At 69.5% G+C, this 21,657-nt stretch carries 23 protein-coding genes; 5 read left to right on the forward strand and 18 right to left on the reverse strand.

Features of this window, described 5'->3' with window-relative positions; translation table 11 throughout:
* The first annotated feature begins 98 nt into the window (after window positions 1-98).
* Window positions 99-1,265: a glycogen synthase gene (glgA, locus tag AC3B6C_RS24015; protein WP_488374381.1), complete on the forward strand. Its 1,167-nt coding sequence runs from the start codon at window positions 99-101 to the stop codon at window positions 1,263-1,265.
* Here glgA and AC3B6C_RS24020 read toward each other — a convergent pair.
* The 10 genes from AC3B6C_RS24020 to AC3B6C_RS24065 form a co-directional block, all read right to left on the reverse strand.
* Entirely contained in the window at window positions 1,244-2,215 is a 972-nt protein-coding gene (locus AC3B6C_RS24020) for a putative RNA methyltransferase (protein WP_488374382.1), read from the reverse strand. The genes glgA and AC3B6C_RS24020 overlap by 22 nt on opposite strands.
* A gap of 2 nt (window positions 2,216-2,217) precedes the next feature.
* Window positions 2,218-2,385: a DUF3117 domain-containing protein gene (locus AC3B6C_RS24025; RefSeq protein WP_004019232.1), complete on the reverse strand. Its 168-nt coding sequence runs from the start codon at window positions 2,383-2,385 to the stop codon at window positions 2,218-2,220.
* 102 nt (window positions 2,386-2,487) lie between these two features.
* Window positions 2,488-2,883 carry a DivIVA domain-containing protein gene (locus AC3B6C_RS24030; RefSeq protein WP_488374383.1) on the reverse strand — a complete coding sequence of 132 codons (396 nt, stop codon included), beginning with the start codon at window positions 2,881-2,883 and terminating at the stop codon, window positions 2,488-2,490.
* Between the two features lie 112 nt (window positions 2,884-2,995).
* A complete protein-coding gene (locus AC3B6C_RS24035) occupies window positions 2,996-4,027 on the reverse strand; it encodes a glucosyl-3-phosphoglycerate synthase (protein WP_010841399.1) in 1,032 nt (343 codons plus the stop codon).
* Window positions 4,024-4,905 carry a dihydropteroate synthase gene (folP, locus tag AC3B6C_RS24040; protein WP_488376385.1) on the reverse strand — a complete coding sequence of 294 codons (882 nt, stop codon included), beginning with the start codon at window positions 4,903-4,905 and terminating at the stop codon, window positions 4,024-4,026. Before folP ends, AC3B6C_RS24035 begins: the two co-directional genes overlap by 4 nt.
* 14 nt (window positions 4,906-4,919) lie before the next feature.
* The gene (locus AC3B6C_RS24045) at window positions 4,920-6,725 is read right to left on the reverse strand and encodes a long-chain-acyl-CoA synthetase (protein ID WP_488374384.1); all 1,806 of its coding nucleotides are present in this window, start codon (window positions 6,723-6,725) and stop codon (window positions 4,920-4,922) included.
* A gap of 76 nt (window positions 6,726-6,801) precedes the next feature.
* The gene (locus tag AC3B6C_RS24050; RefSeq protein ID WP_010841402.1) at window positions 6,802-7,338 is read right to left on the reverse strand and encodes an LOG family protein; all 537 of its coding nucleotides are present in this window, start codon (window positions 7,336-7,338) and stop codon (window positions 6,802-6,804) included.
* A 43-nt stretch (window positions 7,339-7,381) separates the two neighbouring features.
* The gene (locus tag AC3B6C_RS24055) at window positions 7,382-8,173 is read right to left on the reverse strand and encodes an LOG family protein (protein ID WP_010841403.1); all 792 of its coding nucleotides are present in this window, start codon (window positions 8,171-8,173) and stop codon (window positions 7,382-7,384) included.
* A gap of 46 nt (window positions 8,174-8,219) precedes the next feature.
* Window positions 8,220-9,320: a succinyl-diaminopimelate desuccinylase gene (gene dapE / locus AC3B6C_RS24060; protein ID WP_488374385.1), complete on the reverse strand. Its 1,101-nt coding sequence runs from the start codon at window positions 9,318-9,320 to the stop codon at window positions 8,220-8,222.
* Window positions 9,321-9,324: 4 nt separating this feature from the next.
* Entirely contained in the window at window positions 9,325-9,840 is a 516-nt protein-coding gene (locus tag AC3B6C_RS24065) for a DM13 domain-containing protein (protein WP_488376388.1), read from the reverse strand.
* A gap of 190 nt (window positions 9,841-10,030) precedes the next feature.
* Here AC3B6C_RS24065 and dapD point away from each other — a divergent pair, with 190 nt between their 5' ends.
* Entirely contained in the window at window positions 10,031-10,996 is a 966-nt protein-coding gene (gene dapD, locus AC3B6C_RS24070; RefSeq protein WP_014927573.1) for a 2,3,4,5-tetrahydropyridine-2,6-dicarboxylate N-succinyltransferase, read from the forward strand.
* Between the two features lie 60 nt (window positions 10,997-11,056).
* Window positions 11,057-11,302 (forward strand): DUF3072 domain-containing protein, encoded by a 246-nt coding sequence (locus AC3B6C_RS24075; protein ID WP_014927574.1) that lies wholly within the window; start codon window positions 11,057-11,059, stop codon window positions 11,300-11,302.
* 12 nt (window positions 11,303-11,314) lie between these two features.
* Here AC3B6C_RS24075 and dapC read toward each other — a convergent pair whose 3' ends face one another.
* Complete coding sequence (dapC, locus tag AC3B6C_RS24080) at window positions 11,315-12,457, reverse strand: succinyldiaminopimelate transaminase (protein ID WP_488374386.1); 1,143 nt, start codon at window positions 12,455-12,457, stop codon at window positions 11,315-11,317.
* A 10-nt stretch (window positions 12,458-12,467) separates the two neighbouring features.
* Window positions 12,468-12,797, reverse strand: a complete 330-nt coding sequence (fdxA, locus tag AC3B6C_RS24085) for a ferredoxin (protein WP_004019217.1) — start codon at window positions 12,795-12,797, stop codon at window positions 12,468-12,470.
* Window positions 12,798-13,235: 438 nt separating this feature from the next.
* Between fdxA and AC3B6C_RS24090 the strand changes: the two genes are divergently transcribed.
* Window positions 13,236-13,892, forward strand: coding sequence for a cysteine dioxygenase (locus tag AC3B6C_RS24090; RefSeq protein ID WP_010841410.1), 657 nt, complete (start codon window positions 13,236-13,238; stop codon window positions 13,890-13,892).
* Window positions 13,889-14,272 (forward strand): rhodanese-like domain-containing protein, encoded by a 384-nt coding sequence (locus AC3B6C_RS24095; protein ID WP_488374387.1) that lies wholly within the window; start codon window positions 13,889-13,891, stop codon window positions 14,270-14,272. Before AC3B6C_RS24090 ends, AC3B6C_RS24095 begins: the two co-directional genes overlap by 4 nt.
* A gap of 45 nt (window positions 14,273-14,317) precedes the next feature.
* Here AC3B6C_RS24095 and cofG read toward each other — a convergent pair whose 3' ends face one another.
* Genes cofG through AC3B6C_RS24125 form a run of 6 tightly spaced genes read right to left on the reverse strand, consistent with a single transcriptional unit; the run spans window position 14,318 to window position 21,595 of the window.
* A complete protein-coding gene (gene cofG / locus AC3B6C_RS24100; protein WP_488374388.1) occupies window positions 14,318-15,565 on the reverse strand; it encodes a 7,8-didemethyl-8-hydroxy-5-deazariboflavin synthase CofG in 1,248 nt (415 codons plus the stop codon).
* On the reverse strand, window positions 15,562-17,067 hold the full coding sequence (locus AC3B6C_RS24105; protein WP_488376392.1) for a flavin-containing monooxygenase: 1,506 nt from the start codon (window positions 17,065-17,067) through the stop codon (window positions 15,562-15,564). Before AC3B6C_RS24105 ends, cofG begins: the two co-directional genes overlap by 4 nt.
* A 56-nt stretch (window positions 17,068-17,123) precedes the next feature.
* Window positions 17,124-18,263: an FO synthase gene (locus tag AC3B6C_RS24110; RefSeq protein ID WP_488374389.1), complete on the reverse strand. Its 1,140-nt coding sequence runs from the start codon at window positions 18,261-18,263 to the stop codon at window positions 17,124-17,126.
* A 60-nt stretch (window positions 18,264-18,323) separates the two neighbouring features.
* The gene (locus AC3B6C_RS24115) at window positions 18,324-18,731 is read right to left on the reverse strand and encodes a hypothetical protein (RefSeq protein WP_010841415.1); all 408 of its coding nucleotides are present in this window, start codon (window positions 18,729-18,731) and stop codon (window positions 18,324-18,326) included.
* A gap of 12 nt (window positions 18,732-18,743) precedes the next feature.
* Window positions 18,744-19,643, reverse strand: a complete 900-nt coding sequence (gene mshB, locus AC3B6C_RS24120) for an N-acetyl-1-D-myo-inositol-2-amino-2-deoxy-alpha-D-glucopyranoside deacetylase (RefSeq protein ID WP_010841416.1) — start codon at window positions 19,641-19,643, stop codon at window positions 18,744-18,746.
* A complete protein-coding gene (locus AC3B6C_RS24125; protein WP_488374390.1) occupies window positions 19,640-21,595 on the reverse strand; it encodes an ABC transporter family substrate-binding protein in 1,956 nt (651 codons plus the stop codon). Before AC3B6C_RS24125 ends, mshB begins: the two co-directional genes overlap by 4 nt.
* Between the last annotated feature and the right edge of the window lie 62 nt (window positions 21,596-21,657).

Raw genomic sequence — 21,657 nt, forward strand, 5'->3', positions numbered from 1 at the left:
CCAGATGACCGGGCGGGAAGAATGGGCGTGTCCCGGCCGCGGCCACCGTTTACCGGCACCGATGGCGAACTGCGCGCGATGGCACTAGCGTCGAGATCATGCGGGTGGCGATGATGACACGAGAATATCCACCTGAGGTCTACGGCGGTGCCGGTGTCCACGTCACCGAATTGGTCCGCCATCTCCGCGATCTCATCACCGTCGACGTGCACTGCATGGGTGCCGAGCGGGAGACCGCCGCGGTGTACACCCCCGACCCGGGGCTGGCCGGGGCCAATGCGGCGATCACCACGCTCTCGGCCGACCTGCGGATGACTGTCGGCGCGGCCGACGCCGACGTCGTGCACTCCCACACCTGGTACACCGGTCTCGCCGGGCACCTGGCCGCCCAGCTCTACGACGTGCCGCATGTGCTCACCGCGCATTCGCTCGAACCGTCGCGTCCGTGGAAAGCCGAGCAACTCGGCGGCGGGTACCGGGTCTCGAGCTGGGTCGAACGCAACGCGGTCGAGTACGCCGACGCCGTCATCGCGGTCAGTTCGGGTATGCGTACCGAGATCTGCGACACCTACCCACGCCTGGACCCCGAGCGTGTCCACGTGGTGCGCAACGGGATCGACACCTCACAGTGGTATCCGGTCGACGACCCGTTCGGGCCCGATTCGACGCCCACCGCCCTCGGGCTCGACCCGACCCGGCCCATCGTCGCGTTCGTCGGCCGGATCACCCGGCAGAAGGGCGTGGCGCATCTCGTCGCCGCCGCCCACCGTTTCGACCCGGAGATCCAACTCGTCCTCTGCGCGGGCGCGCCGGACACCCCGGAGATCGGCGCCGAGATCGAGCGGGCCGTCGGTGAACTGTCCGCGTCACGCCCCGGCGTGCACTGGGTGCGCGAGATGCTGCCGCTCCCGCGTATCCGCGAGATCCTGACAGCGGCAACGGTCTTCGTGTGCCCGTCGGTGTACGAACCGCTGGGCATCGTCAACCTCGAGGCCATGGCCTGCGGTACCGCGGTGGTGGCGTCGGATGTCGGCGGCATCCCCGAGGTGGTGCGCGACAACGTCACCGGCCGCCTCGTGCGGTACGACCCCGTCGATCCGGCGGCCTTCGAACACGATCTCGCCGAGACGGTGAACGCGGTCAGTTCCGATGCAGCCGCGGCCGCGGCGATGGGCGCGGCCGGCCGCGAGCGCGCCGGCGCCGAATTCTCCTGGGCGACGATCGCCGAGCAGACCTTGGGGATCTACGAGTCCGTCCGGCGCTGACCGGGGTGTCGCCCGCGGGCCGGCCGGCAGGTGGTCACCACGACCGACACCGTCACCGGCACGCGTCCCGTCCCGGCGAAGGCATCTGCCCGCGAGCGGATGTCGGCCTCCTCGGAGTGAAATGCCGAGGGCCCCATGGCGACCAGGTCGCCGACGGTCGCGGCGTCGACGCTCGCGGTGTACCGCAGGGGTGATTCGTCGACCAGCTCGAAACCGTCGTCGAGTGCGGCGTGGAGACGTGCGGATTTCGCGGAGTCCACCCGCAGCATCCCCATCGGTTCGATGAGCTCGGCGAGGTGGTCGGGTCCCGGACTCACGATGATCAGTGCGCCATCGGGCGCGAGCACCCGGGCGAACTCGGGGGCGTTTCGGGGCGCGAACACCGAGAGCACCACCGAGACAGCGTCATCGACAACCGGCAGTCCTCGCCAGACGTCGGCGACGATCGCCGCGAGTGAGTGCGGGCCGCGGGCGATGGCCCGAGCGCAGTACTTGGACAGGTCGATGCCGATCCCGGCGACGGAGGAGCGTTCGACACCGCCCGCCGCTGCGCCCGCGTCGACCGCGGCGCGAAGATAGTGTCCGCCACCGGCGCCCGCGTCGAGGATCACGGGCCTGGCGAGTCCGCTCGCGAACTCGGCGGCGCGTCGGGCGACGGAATCCACCACGGCGCCGAAGAAACCGGCGTCATGCACCCGCGCCCGCGCGGCGACCATGGCCGCGGTGTCGGCGCGCAACGCGCCCGACCGGCCGTCGAGCAGTGAGACATAGCCCTGCCGCGCGATGTCGAATGAGTGAGCGGCGGGACAACGCAACGAGGTGGCGTCGACCGAAAGGGGCCCGGCGCACACCGGGCATCGTAGGATCTCGACGATCGAGTTGAGGCCATGCGCCCGGTGCGGTGTCGGTGTGTCCGCCCGGGCCTCATGGGAACTGCCCTCGTGGGGCATGTTCAGCCGGTGACCCCGCGGAGTTCCTCGCCCAGCGCGGCTGCTTCGTCGGCGGTCAGCTCGACGACGAGTCGACCTCCACCCTCGATCGGAATCCGGACAACGATTCCACGCCCTTCTTTGGCCGCTTCGAGGGGGCCGTCCCCAGTACGTGGCTTCATTGCCGCCATTCTCAAGCTCCCTTCAAGGTCCTTGCTCCGAACATGATACGTGCCCGCGTCTCACACGATTGCCAGTGCGCGACACGCGCGCCGCGCAGAACCGGTGTGCGACTACCCCGGGGCCGTCGGCGGGCCCGACCGCCAGGCTCCCGCGGCGTTCTCGGCGCCGTCGGCGGCCGGGTCGTCCGGATGCGTCCCCGCATGCGTCCCGGGCACCGGCTCGCGGTCGCGCAGGCGCGCGATGACCGAGCGGAGATCGTCGACCTCATGCGCGAGACGCGCCAGCGCCCAGTCGACTTCGGCCTGCTTGTAGCCGCGCGGTGTCTGCGCGAAGCGCAACGCGCGGACGTCGTCGCCGGTGATCCCCACCGACGGCAGTCTGGTGAGGGTCGTCTCGGGCTCGACCGGCGGCAGGTCTTCGCCACGTCCGAACACGAACCAGACAACGGCGAACACGGCCGCGACGACGAGCCCCATGATCAGCAGGTACAGCAGCAGCGTCTGCATGAGATCCATCCTGACAGAAGCCGCCGGACGAGGGTCCGGCACAGCACAGACCCGACGACGGCTCGCTCTCGGTGCAGGTGCGCGGCGTCGCCGGGTCGGCGTCTGGGACGCGTTAGGAGGCCATCTCCTCGGTCTTCGCGTCCAGGACCCGCACGGTGTTCATCGGCGGACGATCCTCGAGGTAGACCTCGGTGGTGTGCGGCGTGAACGACCCGTCGGGCTCGGCGGTGAACTGGGTCAGCCCGACGCCCGAGTCCCCGATACCGCATCGGCGCATGAGGGTTCCGACGATCTGCCGGCTCATGACCCCAAGTTCCACCAGCGGGCGGTTGCGGTGAGTCCGGACACCGAGGTTCACCTGACCGATTCCGGCGAGGCCGTAGCGGTCGTAGGTGTCGATGAGCAGCCCGATCTCGACCCCGTACCCCGGCGCGAACGGTACCGACGACAGCAACTCGCGGGTGCCGGCGTACTCGCCGCCCAGCGGCTGCAGGACGGCGGTGAGGTCGGGTTTCTGGGAGGCCAGGAGGGGGCGGGCGACGAGCTCGGTCACGCGGCCGCCGCCGTTGGCGTCGTGCGTACCTCCGGTGCGCAGCGGACGCCGGTAGTAGCCCTTCACGAGCTGGATCTCGGGGTTGACCAGAAGCGGGCCCAGCATCTTGGGCACGAACATCGGGTCCGGGTCGATGAGGTCGGAGTCGACGAAGGCGATGATGTCGCCGGTCGCCACGGCGATCGAACGCCACAGCACCTCACCCTTGCCCTTCACCGGGTCCAGCTCGGGCACCGCCTCCTCGCGGGTGACCACCTGGGCGCCGGCGGCGAGCGCACGCTCGGCGGTGGCGTCGGTGGAGCCGGAGTCCAAGACGATGATCTCGTCGACCAGGGTTCCGTACAGCGGCATGATCGTGGCGATGACGTCGGCGACGGTCTCCTCCTCGTTCAGCGCGGGGAGCACGACCGAGATCGTCCGGCCGCGCTTCTCCTCCACGAGTTCGTCGATCGTCCACTCCGGCTGTTCCCAGGTGTGGGTTGCCGACCAACGCTGCTCGGTTCCCGGGGCCTGTGCGACCGTCGGCCACACCGCGGCCTTGTCCCGGCTGCTGACGGTGCTGGGCTTACGTCGCTTCTGCTGCTTGGTCATGCGAGTCCCCTGACTGTTCGGGCGGGTGGTCTCGTTCCCGCGATGGCAGCGACCATGTCGACCACACGACGAGTGGCTGCGACCTCGTGAACGCGGAAGATCCGGGCGCCTTGGGCGGCGGCCAGACTCGTCGCGGCCAGAGTCCCTTCCAATCGTTGCGCTAGGTCTGTACCCAGAGTCTCCCCTACGAAATCCTTGTTGCTCAGTGCCATCAGCACCGGCCAGCCCGTGTTAACAAGATCTTTCACACCGTGTAACAGAGCCAGCCCGTGGTGAGTGTTCTTGCCGAAATCGTGCGTCGGATCGATAACGATGGAGTCACGACGGACCCCGGCAGCGAGCGCCCGGTCGGCTGCCGTGGTCACCTCCCGGAGCACATCGGCCACCACGGCGTCGACGGAATCCCCGTAGGAGACGCGGTGCGGCCGCGTACGCACCACCGCGCCGCCCGTGTGAGAGCAGACGATTCCCGCGCCGCGTTCGGCGGCGACGGCGACCACCTCGGGATCGAACCCCGCCCAGGTGTCGTTGATCAGGTCGGCCCCGGCGGCGCAGGCCTGATCGGCGACCTCGCTGCGCCACGTGTCGACGCTGATCAGCACGTCCGGGTGGCGGTCGCGGATCCAGGAGATCATCCCGACGACCCGGGCTGCCTCCGTCGCGGCGTCGACTTCTCGACCGGGTCCGGCCTTGACCCCGCCGACGTCGATGATGTCGGCGCCCTCGGCGACCACCCGGTCGACGTGCGCCTGGGCGGCGGTGTCGTCGAAGCTCGCACCCCGGTCGTAGAACGAGTCGGGCGTGCGGTTGACGATCGCCATGACCAGCGCGCGATCGGTCGGCACCCGACGCCCGCACAGCGTCGGCGACACCGGCACCTCCGGGGTCGAACTCACCCCTTGGGCACCTTGGCCGCGGCGACGTCGTCGGGGTAGCCGTCGTAGTAGTCGGTGTATCCCTTCTCCTTGCCGAGCAGCACGTAGAGCCGTTCGGCCTCGACGTCGGTGTATCCCTCCTTGCGGAGCTCGACCTTGCGGTTCTTGAAGGTCGAGGTCTGCTCGAAGTCGTCGACGACCCGCACGAACAGCGGTACCGCGTAGGACGGCAGCGCGTCGTAGAGGTGCCGGGCGAAGCCGCTCGGATCGAGCTCGGCACCCTCGCGCAGCTTGATCGCGATCATTCCGGCACGACCGTCGGTTCCCGGGACCTCGACGCCGTACGCCACCGACTGGGCGACGGCCTCGTAGGAGTCCACCGCACCTTCGACCTGGGTCGTGGCGACGTTCTCCCCCTTCCATCGGAAGGTGTCGCCGAGCCGGTCGACGAAGGCGATGTGCGCGAAGCCCTGATCGCGCACGAGGTCACCGGAGTTGAAGTAGGCGTCGCCGTCCTTGAAGGCGTCGCGGATGATCTTCTTCTCGGTCTCCTCCGAGTCGGTGTATCCGTCGACGGGTACCCGGTCACTGATCTGGGCGAGCAGCAGACCGGTGCCGCCCCGGCCGACCTTCACGAGCCGACCGTCGTCGCCGCGCTTCGGGTTCCCTTCCTCGTCGTACTCCACGATCTTGTACGGGAGCGGGCAGAAGCCGGCGGTCTTGTCGACGCTGAACGCGTTGACGAACGCGAGGTTGAGTTCGCTGGCCCCGTAGAACTCGACGACACGGTCGACGCCGAAGCGTTCGCGGAACTCGTCCCAGATGTCCGGGCGCATGCCGTTGCCGACCACCGTGTGCACGGAATGCTGGCGGTCCGTGGGCTTCTCGGGCTGGGCGAGGAGGTAGCGGCACAGCTCGCCGATGTAGCAGAAGGCCGTCGCGCGATTGAGGATCACGTCGTCCCAGAACTTCGACGCCGAGAACGACCGTCCGATGGCGATGCACGCCCCGGAGGCGAGGACCGAGGACAGCGAGACCGACAGCGCGTTGTTGTGGTACAGCGGCAGCGGCACGTACATCGTGTCGCTGTGGCGCAACCGGACGGCCAGACCACCGATGCCGGACAGGCTGGCCAGCCACCGGTTGTGGCTCATCACGCTCGCCTTAGGCATCCCCGTGGTGCCGGAGGTGAAGATGTAGAAGGCCTTGGTCGACGCGGGCAGCTGCTCGGTGACCTCGGGGTTCTCCTCGGAGAGCCCGTCGGCGGCGGCGTCGAATTCGGCGAAGTCGTAGACGTGCCGGGGCAGGACCGACTCCGGGATCGACTCGAAGGCCTCCGCGCAGTCGGGATCGTGGATCAGGACCTTCGCCTCGAGCAGTCCGACGCTGTGCTCGAGCACCTCACCGCGCTGGTTGTAGTTCAGCATCCCGGCGATCGCGCCCAGCTTGACGGTGGCGAGCATCAGCAGCAGGTCGGTGGTGCAGTTCTTGGACAGCAGCGCCACCACGTCACCCTTGCCGACCCCGTCGGCCGAAAGCGCTGCGGCATAACGGTTCACTCGGCGGTTGGCCTCGCCGTAGGTCGTCGTGCGGCCCTCGAACCGGACGAAGGGCCGGTCGGGGTGTTCGGCCGCGTGCTTCTGGAAGACCGAACCGATCGTGCGCTTGGCCTCGGGTGGGCGTCGGATGAGCCCCGGTGCGTGCTTGATCATCCCGGTCGCGTGTGGCGCCATCTTCACCACACCACGAAGAAGGTCGGGGATACCGACCGTCTTCTTCACACTCTGCTGCCGACTGTCCTGCTGCTCGACCTCTGGGGACATCTGCCCTCCGCTCTCCCGCTGGCGTTTCGAGTGCTCCGCGCACCCTCGCGCTACCTTACCGGCCGGTAGCAAGGCCTCACCGGGCCGTTGCCAACTCCACCGCGTCGGACACCGAGCGCGTGATGAGCAGTCGGTCGAGCGATCGACGGGCGACGAACCCGGTTGTCGACAACTCTCGCAGCCAGTCGAGCAACGGCGCGTAGAAATCGGAAGGATCGAGCAGGACGACCGGCTTGTCGTGCATTCCGAGGTATCCGCCGGTCCAGGTCTCGAAGAGTTCTTCGAGCGTCCCGATACCGCCCGGCAGGGTGATGAACCCGTCGGCGCGCTCGTCCATGAGTCGCTTGCGCTCGCGCATCGTCTCCGTGACGACGAGTTCACCCGACCCGAGATCGGCGACCTCGTGTTTCATCAGCGCGCGCGGGATGATGCCGACCGTGTGGCCGCCGGCCTCGCGAGCGGCGTTGACCAGCGCTCCCATCATGGAGATGTTCCCGCCACCGGAGACGACCACGTGCCCCTGCTCGGCCAGTGTCCGGCCCACCTCGGCGGCGAGATCGAGGTAGGGCTGGTCGACGGGACCGGACGCGCAATAGACACAGACAGCACTCACCGGGCAATCGTGCCATCGCGGCCCGGCGAGGTCATATCGGCCCTCAGGGCGTGGCTGCTTCGATGGCGGCCACCACGTCATCGGGATCGTCGACCACGGTGAGCAGGTCGAGATCCTCCGGCGAGATCATCCCGCGCGCGGCGAGGACGTCACGCATCCAGGCGAGGAGTCCGCCCCAGAAGTCACTGCCCACCAGCACGATCGGGAACCGGACGACCTTCTTGGTCTGCACGAGGGTCAGCGCCTCGAAGAGCTCGTCGAGCGTGCCCATCCCGCCGGGAAGGCAGACGAACGCCTGCGCGTACTTGACGAACATCGTCTTGCGCACGAAGAAGTAGCGGAAGTTCATGCCGAGATCGACCCACGGGTTGAGGCCCTGTTCGAAGGGCAGCTCGATGTTGAGTCCGATCGACTCCGCCCCGGCCTCGTGCGCGCCCCGGTTCGCAGCCTCCATCGCACCGGGTCCGCCGCCGGTGATGACCGCGTAGCCGGCCTCGCCCAGCGCCCGGCCGACGCGCACGCCGAGCGCGTACTCCGGCGAATCCGGATGCAGTCGCGCCGAGCCGAAGACCGTCACGGCCTCGGCGACCTCGCTCATCGCGTCGAACCCGGCGACGAACTCGGACTGGATGCGCAGGACGCGCCAGGAGTCACGCATGGTCCGGTCGGAACGACGCGCGGCGTCGCGCGGGTCGACCCATTCCAGCAGCCGACGGTCGGTGGTCTTGCCCTGCTGGTCTCGACGGATCCGGATCGGTCCGACGTAGCAGGTGTCGGCGTCCCCGGCCTCGTCGGCCTCGTTGACGGCTGCGGCGGGATCGGGCGTGGTCGACATGGCGGTCACGCTAGCAGCGCCGCCCGGACCGGACGGTCTCGCCAGGTCAGGACAGGTACGCGCGAAGCAGTTCGGTCACCGCGCGGATCTGCTCCACCGGCACTCGTTCGTCGACGCGGTGCGCGAGGTTGGGGTCGCCGGGGCCCAGGTTCACGGCCGGGATCCCGAGGGCCGAGAACCTGGACACGTCGGTCCAGCCGTACTTCGCGCGGAAGCGCCCGCCCGCCGCGTCGACGAGCGCCGCGGCCGCCGGATGCGCCAGCCCGGGCAGGGCACCGGCGGCGGAATCGGTGACCTCCAGCCCGAGGGTGCCGTCGGCCAGATCGGCGGCGAACACCTCGCGCACGTGATCGAGCGCCTGGTCCACCGAGCGGTCCGGCGCGAAGCGGAAGTTGACGTCGACGTGCGCGGCGTCCGGGATCACGTTGCCGGCGACGCCGCCACCGACCGCGACCGCGGACAGCCCCTCGCGGTACTCACAGCCGTCGATGTCGACCCGGCGGGCCCGGTAACCCGCCAGCGTGGTGAGGACACCGCCGAGTTTGTGAATGGCGTTGTCGCCCATCCACGACCGGGCCGAATGCGCACGGGTGCCCGTCGTCGACAGACGAACCCGCAGCGTTCCCTGGCATCCCGCCTCGATGAGCCCCGCGGTGGGCTCGCCGAGAATCGCCACGTCGCCGGCCAGCCACTCGGGGAGCTCGCGCTCGATGTCGTTCAGGCCGTTGAACTCCGCCGCGATCTCCTCGCAGTCATAGAAGACGAGCGTCAGATCCGAGGCGGGCTCGGGCAGCGTCGCCGCGAGGTGGAGGAACACCGCGTCACCGGACTTCATGTCGACGGTCCCGCATCCGTGCAGGATGTCGCCCTCCTCGGGATGGGTCTCACGACGGTGTGGGAGGTTGCCCGCGACCGGCACGGTGTCGAGGTGTCCGGCGAGGATGACCCGCTGGGCGAGACCGCGATCGGTGCGCGCGAGAACGCGGTTGCCGTGCCGGATGATCTCGAAACCGGTTGTCTGCGTTCGCAGGGCGGCCTCGACCGCGTCGGCGATGGCGGACTCGTTGCGCGACTCGCTCTCGATGTCGACCAGTGCGGCGGTCAGGTCGACGGGGTCGGCGGTCAGGTCGAGATCGGGAATGCTCACCCCTTCACCGTAGTGAGCCCATCTCTGCGGCGCCGAAGGAGACGCTGAACTTCACGCACCAGAGAAACACCGACGGATAGTCACCCAGGTCGACGTCGGCGGGGATCTCGTAGACCTGGTTGCCCTTGTTCCCCTTGATCATGCCGAGGTCGACGTGCGGGACCCCGGCGGCCGTGCGCCAGCCACTGAATCCCTCGACGACGTCCCCCTGCGACAGCCACACGTGGACGTCCGGGCCGGTCGTGGTGTCCAGGTTCTCGATCGCCAGGACCCGCGACCCGTCCGGTTGCTCGATGATCGAGACCGTCCCGGAGGTCGAGTGCTCGTGGCTGATCAGATCGCCCCGCGAGACCACCACCGGTCCGGCGGGAGGCGCTTGCCCCGGCGCCGACGTCGTCGGGGTGACCGCCACGGGGATCGCGTCGTCGACCTCGGTGTCGACGAAGATCAGCCACGGCTGGAAGACGACGGCTCCGACGGCCAGCGCCGCAATGACCACGACGCCGAGCCCGCCGAGCACCCACGGCCAGCGCCGGCGTCGGCGCCGTGGTGGTGCGGGCGGCTGCGGATGACCGGTCATGGTGGCGACCCTACGAGCGGCGCACTACGCGTGACCAGGACTTTGGGCCGAATGGATGACGACGGGTCGGCGCCGCGGCGTCGGTGGCGGGGCGTGGACGTCCGGCATCGATCACCTAGACTCACGTGTCGTGACTTCTACTGGCGCACACGCAACTGGCATCGCGACCGTGATCGACGGGGGTTCGACTCCGGGCGTCGTCCTCGACGTCTGGTTCCCCGAGCCCGAACTCGACGGTGTCGAGACCGCGGAGACGGTGACCCTCGACGAGGAGTCGACGCCGGCCCACCTCCGTGAGCTGGTGGGAGTCGACGAGGCCCGCGGGGTGAAGACCATCGCGGTCCGCACCGGGATCGCCGACATCGCCGCCGCACCCATCGACGCCTACGATGTCTACCTGCGACTGCACCTGCTGTCGCATCGGCTCATCACCCCGCACGGCGCCAACCTCGAGGGCATCTTCGGAATGCTCACCAACGTGGTGTGGACCAACCACGGCCCCTGTGCGGTCGAGAACTTCGAGTCGGTGCGGGCGAAGCTCCGCGCGCGTGGCCCGGTCACCGTCTACTCGATCGACAAGTTCCCGCGCATGGTCGACTACGTCGTGCCCGGGGGCGTCCGCATCGGCGACGCCGACCGTATCCGCCTCGGCGCGCACCTCGCGGCCGGCACCACCGTGATGCACGAGGGCTTCGTCAACTTCAACGCCGGAACCCTCGGTTCGTCGATGGTGGAAGGTCGCATCTCCGCGGGTGTCGTGGTCGGCGACGGCTCCGACATCGGCGGCGGCGCATCGACGATGGGCACCCTGTCGGGTGGCGGCAAGGAGATCATCGCGCTGGGCAAGCGGTGCCTGCTCGGCGCGAACTCCGGCTGCGGCATCCCGCTGGGTGACGACTGTGTCATCGAGGCCGGTCTCTACGTCACGGCCGGCACCAAGGTCACCGGGCCCGACGGCACCCAGATCAAGGCGCGCGACCTGTCCGGACAGTCCAACCTGCTGTTCCGTCGCAACAGCCTGACCGGCGCGGTCGAGGTCGTGCCGTGGAAGGGCGACGGCATCGCCCTCAACGAGGCCCTGCACAAGAACGACTGAGTCCCTCGGAGGGATCGCCGCTCACTGGCCGGATCGGCGATCCCGACGTATGGTGGGCTCATGAGCACATCGAACAATCGTTCGACGAACGACACCGAGAACGAGGTCCTCGGCGCAGGCGCCGGAAACTCCACCGAGAAGGATCCCGACGACTGGGTGACCGGTGACGAGCCGATGACCGGGGCGCAGCGCAGCTACCTCGACACCCTCGCACGGGAGGCCGGTGAGACGATCTCGGCCGACCTCACCAAGGCGGAGGCCTCCGAAGAGATCGACCGATTGCAGAAGAAGAGCGGGCGCGGCTGACCAGGCCGGGACTCAGTCGGCCAGACGGGCGACCGCCGCACCGATGCGTTCGTCGGTGGCGGTGAGCGCCATGCGCACATGGCGTTCGCCTGCCGGCCCGTAGAAATCGCCGGGGGCACAGAGGATTCCACGCGCGGCGAGCCAGTCGACGGTCTCCCGGCACGGTTCATCCCGGGTGGCCCAGAGATACAGGCCCGCCTCTGAGTGGTCGACCCGGAAGCCCGCGGCCTCGACCGCACCCTTCAGCAGACGACGGCGCGCGGCATAGCGTTCGCGCTGCTCGTCGACATGGGCATCGTCCCGCAGCGCGGCGGTCATCGCCCCCTGGATCGGGAACGGCACGATGAGTCCGGCATGCTTGCGGACCGCGAGGAGTTCACCGATGAGCTCGGGGTCGCCGGCGAAGAAGCCCGCGCGATACGACGCCAGGTTCGAGATCTTCGACAGCGAGTGAACCGCGAGCAGCCCGGTGTGGTCGCCGTCGCAGACCCTGGGGTCGAGGATCGACAGCGGCTCGCCCTCCCAGCTCAAGCCGAGATAGCACTCGTCGGAGACGACGACGGTTCCACGCTCGCGTGCCCACCCCACGACCTTGCGGAGATGGTCGAGGCCGAGAATCCTGCCGGTCGGATTCGACGGCGAGTTGATGAACATCAGGGCCGGGTTCATCGGTCCCAGGGCGACGGTCGAATCCGCGCGCACCGGCCGGGCACCCGCGAGCAGGGCGCTCACCTCATACGTCGGATACGCGACCTCGGGGATGACCACGTCGTCGCCGGCACCGAGCCCGAAGGTCGATGCGAGCCCGGCGATGGCCTCCTTCGTCCCGATCACCGGGAGGATGCCCGTCTCGTCGAGCGACGTGACGCCGTGCCGTCGGATCAACGATTCCGCGGCCGCTTCGCGTAACTCGCGCGTTCCGGTCGTCGTCGGATATCCGGGGAACGTCGAACTGTCGGCGAGTGCGTCGCGGATGAGGGCGGGCACCGGGTCGACGGGTGTGCCGACCGACAGGTCGACGATGCCGTCGGCGTGAGCCTGGGCTGTTGCCTTCGCGCCGGCGATCGTGTCCCAGGGAAAGTCCGGCAGGCGTCCGCTCACACGAGTGGAGGAGACACGCAACGGTGCGGCCGCACGGGAGACGGAGCTGCTCATGCGGAGCCGGTCAGTCCTCTTCGTTCATCGGCGGGAGGCCCTTGATGAACGCCGGATCGGCATCGGTCTTGCCGACCTTGCTGGCACCGCCCGGCGAACCGAGGTCGTCGAAGAAGTCGGCGTTCGCGCTGACGTAGGGCTCCCACTCGTCGGGAACATCATCCTCGTAGAAGATCGCCTCGACCGGGCACACCGGCTCGCACGCACCACAGTCGACGCACTCATCCGGCTGGATGTAGAGCATGCGTCCACCCTCGTAGATGCAGTCGACGGGGCATTCCTCCACGCAAGCCTTGTCCAACACGTCGACGCAAGGCTCCGCGATGATGTAGGTCACCACTCACTCCTTCGCTAGGGAAGATCCGGGTCGGCGCGACGAGAAGCGCGGTTCGGCGTCGAACAGCACTCCGGCATCGGCGCCGGTGCGGCCCGAGGGCTGGTCGAACCGCACCCCACAGTATCCGCCCCGGTGGACGCTGCGACGAAATCGGCCCCCGTCGAGAAGCACCTGGATCGCCCTTCGAGTAACGAGGATCACACTCGGGCGGTAAACCGACGTCCCGGGTTTCGCTCAGCGTGCCGCCAAACCTCGACGCCACGGCGGTCGGCGGGCAGTCTCGGGCACATGATCGTCGTCGACGAATCCGTCCTCACGGGCCACCGCCCCGTGGGCGCATGCGCTCGGGTGCCGCACCGACCCACGGCGCGGTCGATGTCGATGTGCTGTTGCTGAACCGATCGGCCACACCACATCCATCGACCCTCGCAAGGATTCGCCATGACCTCCACACTCGCCCGCACCGAATGGGCATCTCCGTCCTCGACGCCGTCCCTCTCCCCCGCCCGCCGTGCGCGGAACTCCTCGTCGCTCCGTGAGCGTCCCGTGACCGCTGCCCCGCGCGCCCTCAGCCACCTGCCGACGCGGCTTCGGCCCGCCGACCTCCTTCGCATCACCGACCAGGGCGTCGCGGACGTTCTCGACGGCCGGCACGACGCACTCCTTCCGGAGGTGTGGGACGAGCGGCACCGCTGGTCGACACGTCTGCACGCCGACGACGACGTCGACGTGTGGCTGATCAGCTGGACGCCGGGTGAGGCCACCGAACTCCACGACCACGCCGGCTCGCTCGGCGCGCTGACCGTCCTGTCGGGAAGCTTGCGCGAGTACCACTGGACGGGGGACGATCTGGCGGTGCGCATCCTCGACGCCGGCGACCAGGCCGCCTTCCCCCTCGGGTGGGTGCACGACGTCGTGCGGAACCCGGTTGCGGCCACGCCGGACTCGTCGCCGAACGAGGAGCCCGTCGCCCTGGTGACGCCCACGCTCAGCGTGCACGCGTATTCACCGCCGTTGACCGCGATGTCCTACTACGACATCTCCGAGGGCGGACACCTGCGCCGCAACCGGACCGTTCTCACCGACGAACCCGAATGACCGGGACGCGGCCGACCAAGACCATCGACGACGTCCTCGCCGAGGCACGGGCCCGTCTGGACCGCGTCGACGCCGCGGCTGTTCCCGCCGAACTCGCCGCCGGCGCCGTCCTCGTCGACATCCGGCCTGCTGCCCAGCGCGCCGAGGAGGGCGAGGCGTCGGGGGCTCTAGTGATCGAACGCAACGTCCTCGAATGGCGTTGCGACCCGCAGAGCGACGCGCGGATCGACCAAGCCGTCGACCACGACGTCCGCTGGATCATCCTCTGCTCACAGGGATACACCTCCAGCCTCGCCGCGGCGGCGCTGCAGGATCTCGGGCTCCATCGAGCGACCGACGTCATCGGCGGGTTCGAGGCCCTCGCACCCGTTCTCGACTGACCCTTCGAGGCTCGCTTCGCTCGCACCTCAGGGAGCAGGACAACACTAGGCGACCGCGGGCCAGGGACGGGGTGCCGGTCGGGTGTCGACGGCGAGCCCGGTCACCGGGTCAGCGAGTGCGGCGACGTGATGGGTCAGAGCCGGGTCGATCCAGTCGGCACCGTTCAGGACATAGGGCGGCTGCGCGGTGATGCGTTCGGTGAGAACGAAATCGGACTCCGCGGTGCGTGCGGCCAGGGCGTCGAGGTGGGGCCACGGGCGCTCCGGATTGACATGATCGGGCGTCAACGGCGACACCCCACCCCAGTCGTCGACGCCCGACGCGATCAGTGCCGCGCATTCGGCGGGCGACACCAGATTCGGCGGCGCCTGGACCCGCATGTGCGGACCGAGGACGATCCGGGCGACCGCGACGGCGGCGAGGAACTCGGTCATCTCGGCATCGGGGGTCGAGCGCATGGCGGTGTCCGGCTTCGCGCGGAAGTTCTGCACGATCACCTCCTGGATGTGCCCGCCCCGGGCGTGCACATCGGCGATCGCCACCAGCGATTCGGCTCGCTCGGTGAGGGATTCGCCGATCCCGACCAGGATGCCGGTGGTGAACGGAACGCGTGCGGCGCCCGCGTCGCGCAACACCTGCATGCGGACCAGGGGGTCCTTGTCGGGACTTCCGTAGTGCGCCTGGCCTTTCTCGGTGAACAGGCGGCGTGACGTCGTCTCCAGCATCATGCCCATCGACGGCGCGACCGGCCGAAGCCGGAGCAGTTCCTCGAGGCTCATCACCCCGGGATTGAGGTGCGGCAGCAGTCCCGTCTCCGACAGCACCGCGACCGCCGCGGCACGCACATAGTCCAGCGTCGAGGAGTAACCGCGTTCGGCCAGCCATTCGCCGGCCTGCGGCCACCGGTCCTCGGGCCGGTCACCGAGGGTGAAAAGAGCTTCCTTGCAACCGAGTTCGGCACCTCGTCGCGCAAGGTCGACGACCTGGTCGAGTTCCAGGTAGAGGCCCTCCCCCGCGCGTGCGAGCTTCCCGGGGACCGTCACGAAGGTGCAGTAATGGCAGCGGTCGCGGCAAAGCCGGGTCAGCGGGATGAACACCTTGCGGGAGTAGGTGATCTGACGCGGCCTGCCGGCCGCCTCGAGTCCTTCGTCGCGGATCGCCCCGGCGATGGACTGGAGTTCGGCGAGGTCGTCTCCCGAACAGGCCAGGAGCGCCTCGGCCTCGTCGAGACCGATCGGCGCCCGGTCGCGGGCGGCGGCCAGCGCCGCACGAATGGTGGTCTGGTCGGTCATTCCTCCCCCTCCTCGGGTGTTCCGGTGCGGGTGTCGCCGGGACCTGGTTCATACGGCTGGGGGTCGAAGGTGCCGTTGCGTTCCCGGAACGAGGCCGCGGTGCCCGGCCAGAGCAGGGTCAGGCGACCACTGTCGGGGTCGACATACCAACTGTCACAACCGGTCAGCCACACCGTCGACTCGCTGCGCGCGTCGATCTCGCGCGTGTACGCGTCCTCCGCCGCAGGCGAGACCGCCAGGGTCGCGACCCCGTTGTCGGCCATGTACTCCAACGCACCCACGACGTAGTCGAGTTGCGTCTCGATCATGTAGATCGCCGAGTTGTGTCCGAGTGCGGCGTTCGGCCCGTCGAGGACGAACATGTTGGGAAATCCGCTGACGACGGTCGAGGCGTAGGAGGTCATACCCGCGGACCAGTGCTCCGACAACCGCCGGCCGACCCGTCCCGTGATGCGCGACGCCGCGGGGGGCCGCGCGGACTCGAAACCGGTTGCCATCACCAGCACGTCGAGGTCGTAGGTGTGACCGCTGTGCGCGGTGGCCTTGGACTCGGTGACCGACGTCAGTGCGCTCGGCTCGAACACCACGTTGGACCGCTGCAGCGCCGGGTAGAAGTCGTCGCTGAGAAGTATTCGCTTGCAACCGATCTCGTAGTCGGGGGTCAGCTGTTCACGGAGGTCGGCGTCGGCCACCTGCCCGTGCAGGTGGTCACGGGCCCGCGCCCGGATCTCGTCGATGTCGGGATGCAGCCCGAGCCGCTGCCGGAATGCCACGTCGGCCTCGGCGAGGAGTCGGTCGCGCACTTCGGAGGCGACGACGGGATCGAGCATCGCGGCGCGCTCGTCGTCGGTGTAGCTCCGATCCGCCCGAGGCACGACATATGGTGCGGTGCGGCAGAAGACGACGAGCTCCTCGGCGACGTCGGCGAGGTGCGGGACCAGCTGGACCGCCGACGCGCCGGTCCCGACGACCCCGACCCGCTTCCCCGTCACGGCGACCTCGTCGTGCCAGCCGGCCGTGTGGACGACCTGCCCCGGGAAGGTGTCGAGTCCGTCGATGTCGGGGATGCGCGCCTCCGACAGCCGCCCCACGGCCAGGACCAGCGTGCGGGCACAGAACGTGGCGGACCTTCCGTCCGGCGCTGCCGCGGTGATCACCCAGTGCGCGGCCCGCTCATCCCAGACCGCTTCGCGCAGTTCACGATTGAGTTCGATGTGGTCGGCCAGCCGTTCGTCGACGACGATCTGCTCGAGGTAGCCGCGGATCTCGGCACCGCGCGGGAACCGCGTCGACCAGTCCGCGGGTGGCCGGAACGAGAACGAGTAGAGATGTGCCGGGATGTCGCAGGCGATACCGGGATATGTGTTGTCGCGCCACGTGCCCCCCACGCCGTCGGCCCGTTCGAGCACGACGAACGATTCCTGCCCGCGACGCGCGAGTTGCGTTGCCATCCCGAGGCCGGCGAAGCCCGCGCCGATGATGACGACATCGACGTCGTCCATGGTCAGCGGGGGCTGCCGCGTTGCGGTCGACGACCCGACCGCGGAGGGTGTCCCACTCACGCGGACACCTGGGGTAGCGGGAGTTGCCGATCGGATCCGGGCTCCTCGTAGCGGGTGGTGCGCTGACGCGGTGTGCGTCCGGCGCGCGCCGCGATGTCGACGACGGCGGCGGCGTCGAGCACGCGACCCGCTTCCGGGCCGGCGGCCGGCATCAGCGCGCCGTCGAGCAGCAGACCACCCAGATCGTCCGCCCCGCCGCGCAACACCAGGTCGACGGTGGCGGCCGGGAGTTTCGTCCAGGCCACCTGGAGATGGTCGAGGAGGCCCGCGGACATGAGCCGGGCGACGGCATGCAACGCGCGGGTCTCCCGTTCCGACGCCGTCCGCGAGGCGGACCCGGCGAGGTGCGGAGGCACGTTCTCGGGCAGCAGCGGCATCAGGATCAGCTCGCTGAAACCGCCCGTGCGACGCTGGATCTCGAGAAGTAGCCGCAGATGTGCGATCTGGTGCGCGGGCGTCTCCACGTGTCCGTAGAGCATCGTCGCGGTGGAGAAGAGGCCCACGCGATGGGCTGTCTCGATGACGTCGACCCAGCTGCCGACCGGTGGGGCCGAGCCGGAGGGTGACAGCGTCGCCCGGACGGTGTCGTCGAGGATCTGGGCGGCGGTCCCCGGCACCGATCCCAGGCCCGCCGACCGCAACCGCTCGAGATGTTCGGCGACGGACACCCCGGCACGCTCGGCGCCGTCGACGATCTCCGGGGCCCGGTAGGCGTGCAGGTGCAACCCGTCGGCGGCACCGGTGATCTCCTCGACGAGCCGGACGTACCCATCGGCCGGCAACTCGGCGGGCAGTGGACCCTGCATGCAGATCTCGGTCGCGCCGAGCCCGACCGCCTCGGCCACCAGCTCGTCCAACCCCGGGTCGTCGGGCCCGAGACGACTGACGACGCCGGTGTCGAAGTTGCGGTTGACCACGAAGGTCAGCGCATCCGGGTCGGTGACGCGACGGCGCACGGAGTCGGCGAGGTCGCACAGTTCGTCGAGGTGCGCGCCGGAAGCGCCGAGCAGCGCGACCCAGCCGTCATCGTCGAGGGCGTCGGCCCCGAGAGTCGGGTCGTCACGAACACGGCTCAATGCGGCCGTGACGCGCTCGTTCGGGGCCAGGATGTCTTCGGCCCACGCGCGCAGAAGCATGTCTCTCACTCTAACGCCGCCCGCCGCAGTGCAGCGCAGAGCGCCCCCGCGCAGGTGCGGTCAGTCGGGCTCGGGCAGCCGACCGGTCCAGGCCAGCGCGGCGCACGGCCCGACCCCGAGGACGAGGAGCAGCAATGTCTGCACCAGGTAGCCGCCGCTGATCGAGAGCACGACATCACCGCCCGGACCGGGGAGTCCGCCGGCGATGACGACCACGAGTCCCCACGCGGCGAGGGGGCCGTACCGCCACGGGGTGGCGGTGAAGGCGGCCGCGAGCCAGAGCAGGACCGCGTTGACCACCCCGGCGACGAGGGCGGCGACGGGCAGAGCGACGCCACCGAAACGCTGGTAGGTGAACGCGACGCCGAGCAGTCCGATGGCGAACCCGTCGACGATCAGGAATCCGAGGAGGACCCGGTCGAGGACGGACCCCGGCGCGGGGCGAGTGGAACGTGTCATCGGCTTCATCGATCCCGGGTCTCAGTCGATCCCGGCGAACAGGTCCGACTCACGTGCGCCCGGGTCGTCCGGGGCACCGAGCGACTCGTGGCGTTCCGGTTCGGTGAGGATGTAGTGCTCCGCGCTCGCGATCGGCTGCAGGATGTTGTTCGACAGCGCGTATTCGGTACCCGACGCGGCGACGGTCACCTGGGTGGCATGGGCGGCCAGGGCGGCAACCTTGCGGTCGAGGTACGCACTGATGTCGATCTCGGTGGTGATGTCGGCATCGGGGTAGCTCGGCAACTCCCCCGCACGGGGCATCCGCCAGTCGTCGGGCACCGTGACGGCCCGGGCCAGACCGGACTCGAGGGCGCTGCGTTCGGTCACCGACTCATAGACCTTCACGGGGCCCCGGCCCAATTCGCGGGCGCGGGCGACCGCGGCCGCGGTGACCTCGTGCACGAGTTTGTGGTCGGGATGTCCGTACGTCCCCGAGGCGTCGTAGCTGACGACCACTTGGGGTGCGAACTCGGTGAGCACATCGACCAGCGCGCGGACCGGTTCGTCGAACGGTGCCCGCACGAGTGCGCGCGGGTGGTTCGCGGACGGCGCGCCGGCCATTCCGGAATCCCGCCAGCGTCCGGCGCCGCCGAGGAATCGCGGCCGCAGCGGGGCCCGGCCGTCGGGAGTGAGCTCGGCCAGGGCCCGTGTCAGTTCGAGGACCCGGAAACCACCGAGTTGGTCGGCACCTCCGTCGGCGACCAGTTGCGCCCACTCGTCACCGATGACCTCGCCCTCCTCGCCCAGCGTGAAGGTCAGGACCCGCACGTCGACGCCCTCCGCGAGATACCGGGCGATGGTGCCGCCGGTCATGATCGTCTCGTCGTCGGGATGAGCGTGGACGAGCAGCAATCGGCGACCGTCCGGGGTACCGGTCACGACAGCTCCCAGTCCACCGCGGTCCCGAAGATCGAGACCTGGATGGGTCCGGTGAGCGGGACGTCGCGCACGGCGGACGTGGTTCCGACGACCATCGAGTCCTGGTACAGCGGCAGATAGACGGCCTGGGCGGCCAGCAGCGGTTCGGCCTCGTTCAGCGTCGGGACCGGGTCGTCCTCGGAGAGCGCGGTCCGTGCGAGCTCGATCAGACGGGGATCGCACAGTCCGGAGATGTTGCTGGCGTAGCTGTCCCCGGGATCGCCGCCGCTCGGCGCGATGCTGGTGGGGGTCGGCGGCGTCGCGGGCGACGGTTCGGTGCCGGGTTTGGGCTGGTTGCAGTCGACCTGCGAGGCGAGCGATGCCGCCGGCGGCACGCCGAGCCCCGACCACCCGACCACCAGGTCGACGCGCTTGTTGGTGAGGGCCGAACCGTACAGCTCACTGTTGGGGAGTGTGACGACCTGCGCGCGCACCCCCGCGCCGCGGAGCTGGTCGACGATGCTCGACGCGGCCGACGTGGTCCGTGGATCGCCGGCGACCGCGCCGACACGCACGATGAGGTCCTGACCGTCTCGCTGGAACGGCAGGATGCCCTCGGGCAGCTCCGGCACCTCGGCCAGCCCTTCGATCGGGGCCTCGCCCGAACCCGGGACCGCGGATGAACCGGACGGGGACGGGGAGGGGGACGAGGACTGCGACTCGGACGACGGCGACTCGGACGAGGGCGCGGGCACCGGGGACGCGGAACCGACCGGTTCCGGCGCGGCGCGACGATAACCGGCGCCGGCCAGCAGGGCGTCGATCTCGGCCGGTCCGGCACGCGGTCGGTCCACCGGCGAATAACCGGGGTCCGACGGCGCGAAGACCGTGTTGGCGTACGGCTCGACGACCCAGTCCCCGGCACCGGCGAAGGTCGTCAGCCGCGGGTCGATCAGCCCGAGGATCGCGCGCCGGACCTCGACCGAGCTCATCGCGTCGGTCCGGGCGTTCACGCTGACGCCCAGCGATCGCGCTGTCAGGCTGCGCGCGGTCTCCAGACCGGGCAGGGCGGTCAGTTCTGCGTCGGTGGCCGGCGAGGCACCCAGGGCCACGACGGCCGAATCGCCGGAGCGCACGGAGTCGAGCATCTGGGCCTCGGTGCCCGCGCGACGCAGCACGATCTGATCCAGCCGCGGCGGTGTCACCCAGTAGCGATCGTTGCGGGCGAGTCGGACCTCGTCCCGGGTCTTGTCGATGCCCACGATCGCGTAGGGACCGGCCGACACCGGCTTGCCGGTGTCCATCCCGGTCTGGAAACCCGCGGGCGCACCCTTCAGCACGTGGCTCGGCAGCAGCCCGGTGAAGAGCTCTCGCCAGGCCGGATACGGCCGCTCGAACCGCACCTCGACGACCTTGCCTCCCTCGCTGGACTGCACCGAATCGATGAGTCGGTAACCGGCCGGAGCCACGACATTGGGTTGCCGGGACATCTGCTGCCACAGGAAGTTGAAGTCGTCACCGGTCACCGGGAGGCCGTCGGACCATTGGGCGTCGGTGTGGATGCGGTAGGTGACCGTGAACGGCGCGCGCGACGTCACCTCCGCGGAGGTCACGAACGAACGCTGGAGTTCCCACACCGTCCCGCGCGGTGTCTGGACCGGGGCGAAGGCGCTGGGCAGCGTCATCGCCGCGACCGCCGTGGTCACCGGGTTCTGGTCCGCGGCGATGTGCGGATTGAACCCCGAGCCGACCGAGTCGGTGGCGATGTAGATCGTCTTCTCCACCGGGTACTCGGTCGGGGTGGGCGGCGGCCCCGTGTCGCGGACCGGGGGCGGCGGATCGGACATACACGCCGTCAGCACGACGAGCAGCGCGACACCGCACGAGAGCACACCGAGGATCCGGCCACGGACCCGGTTCGCGGCCTCGCGGCCAGGACGTGGTCTCGCGCGATTCACCTCGGATACCCCCATGACAAAGAAGCTGCTCGGTCCGTCAAGACGTGTCGAGGCCACCGCCCCGGTCGCCGGCCGCG

Source organism: Gordonia sp. 11cp, assembly GCF_057767225.1.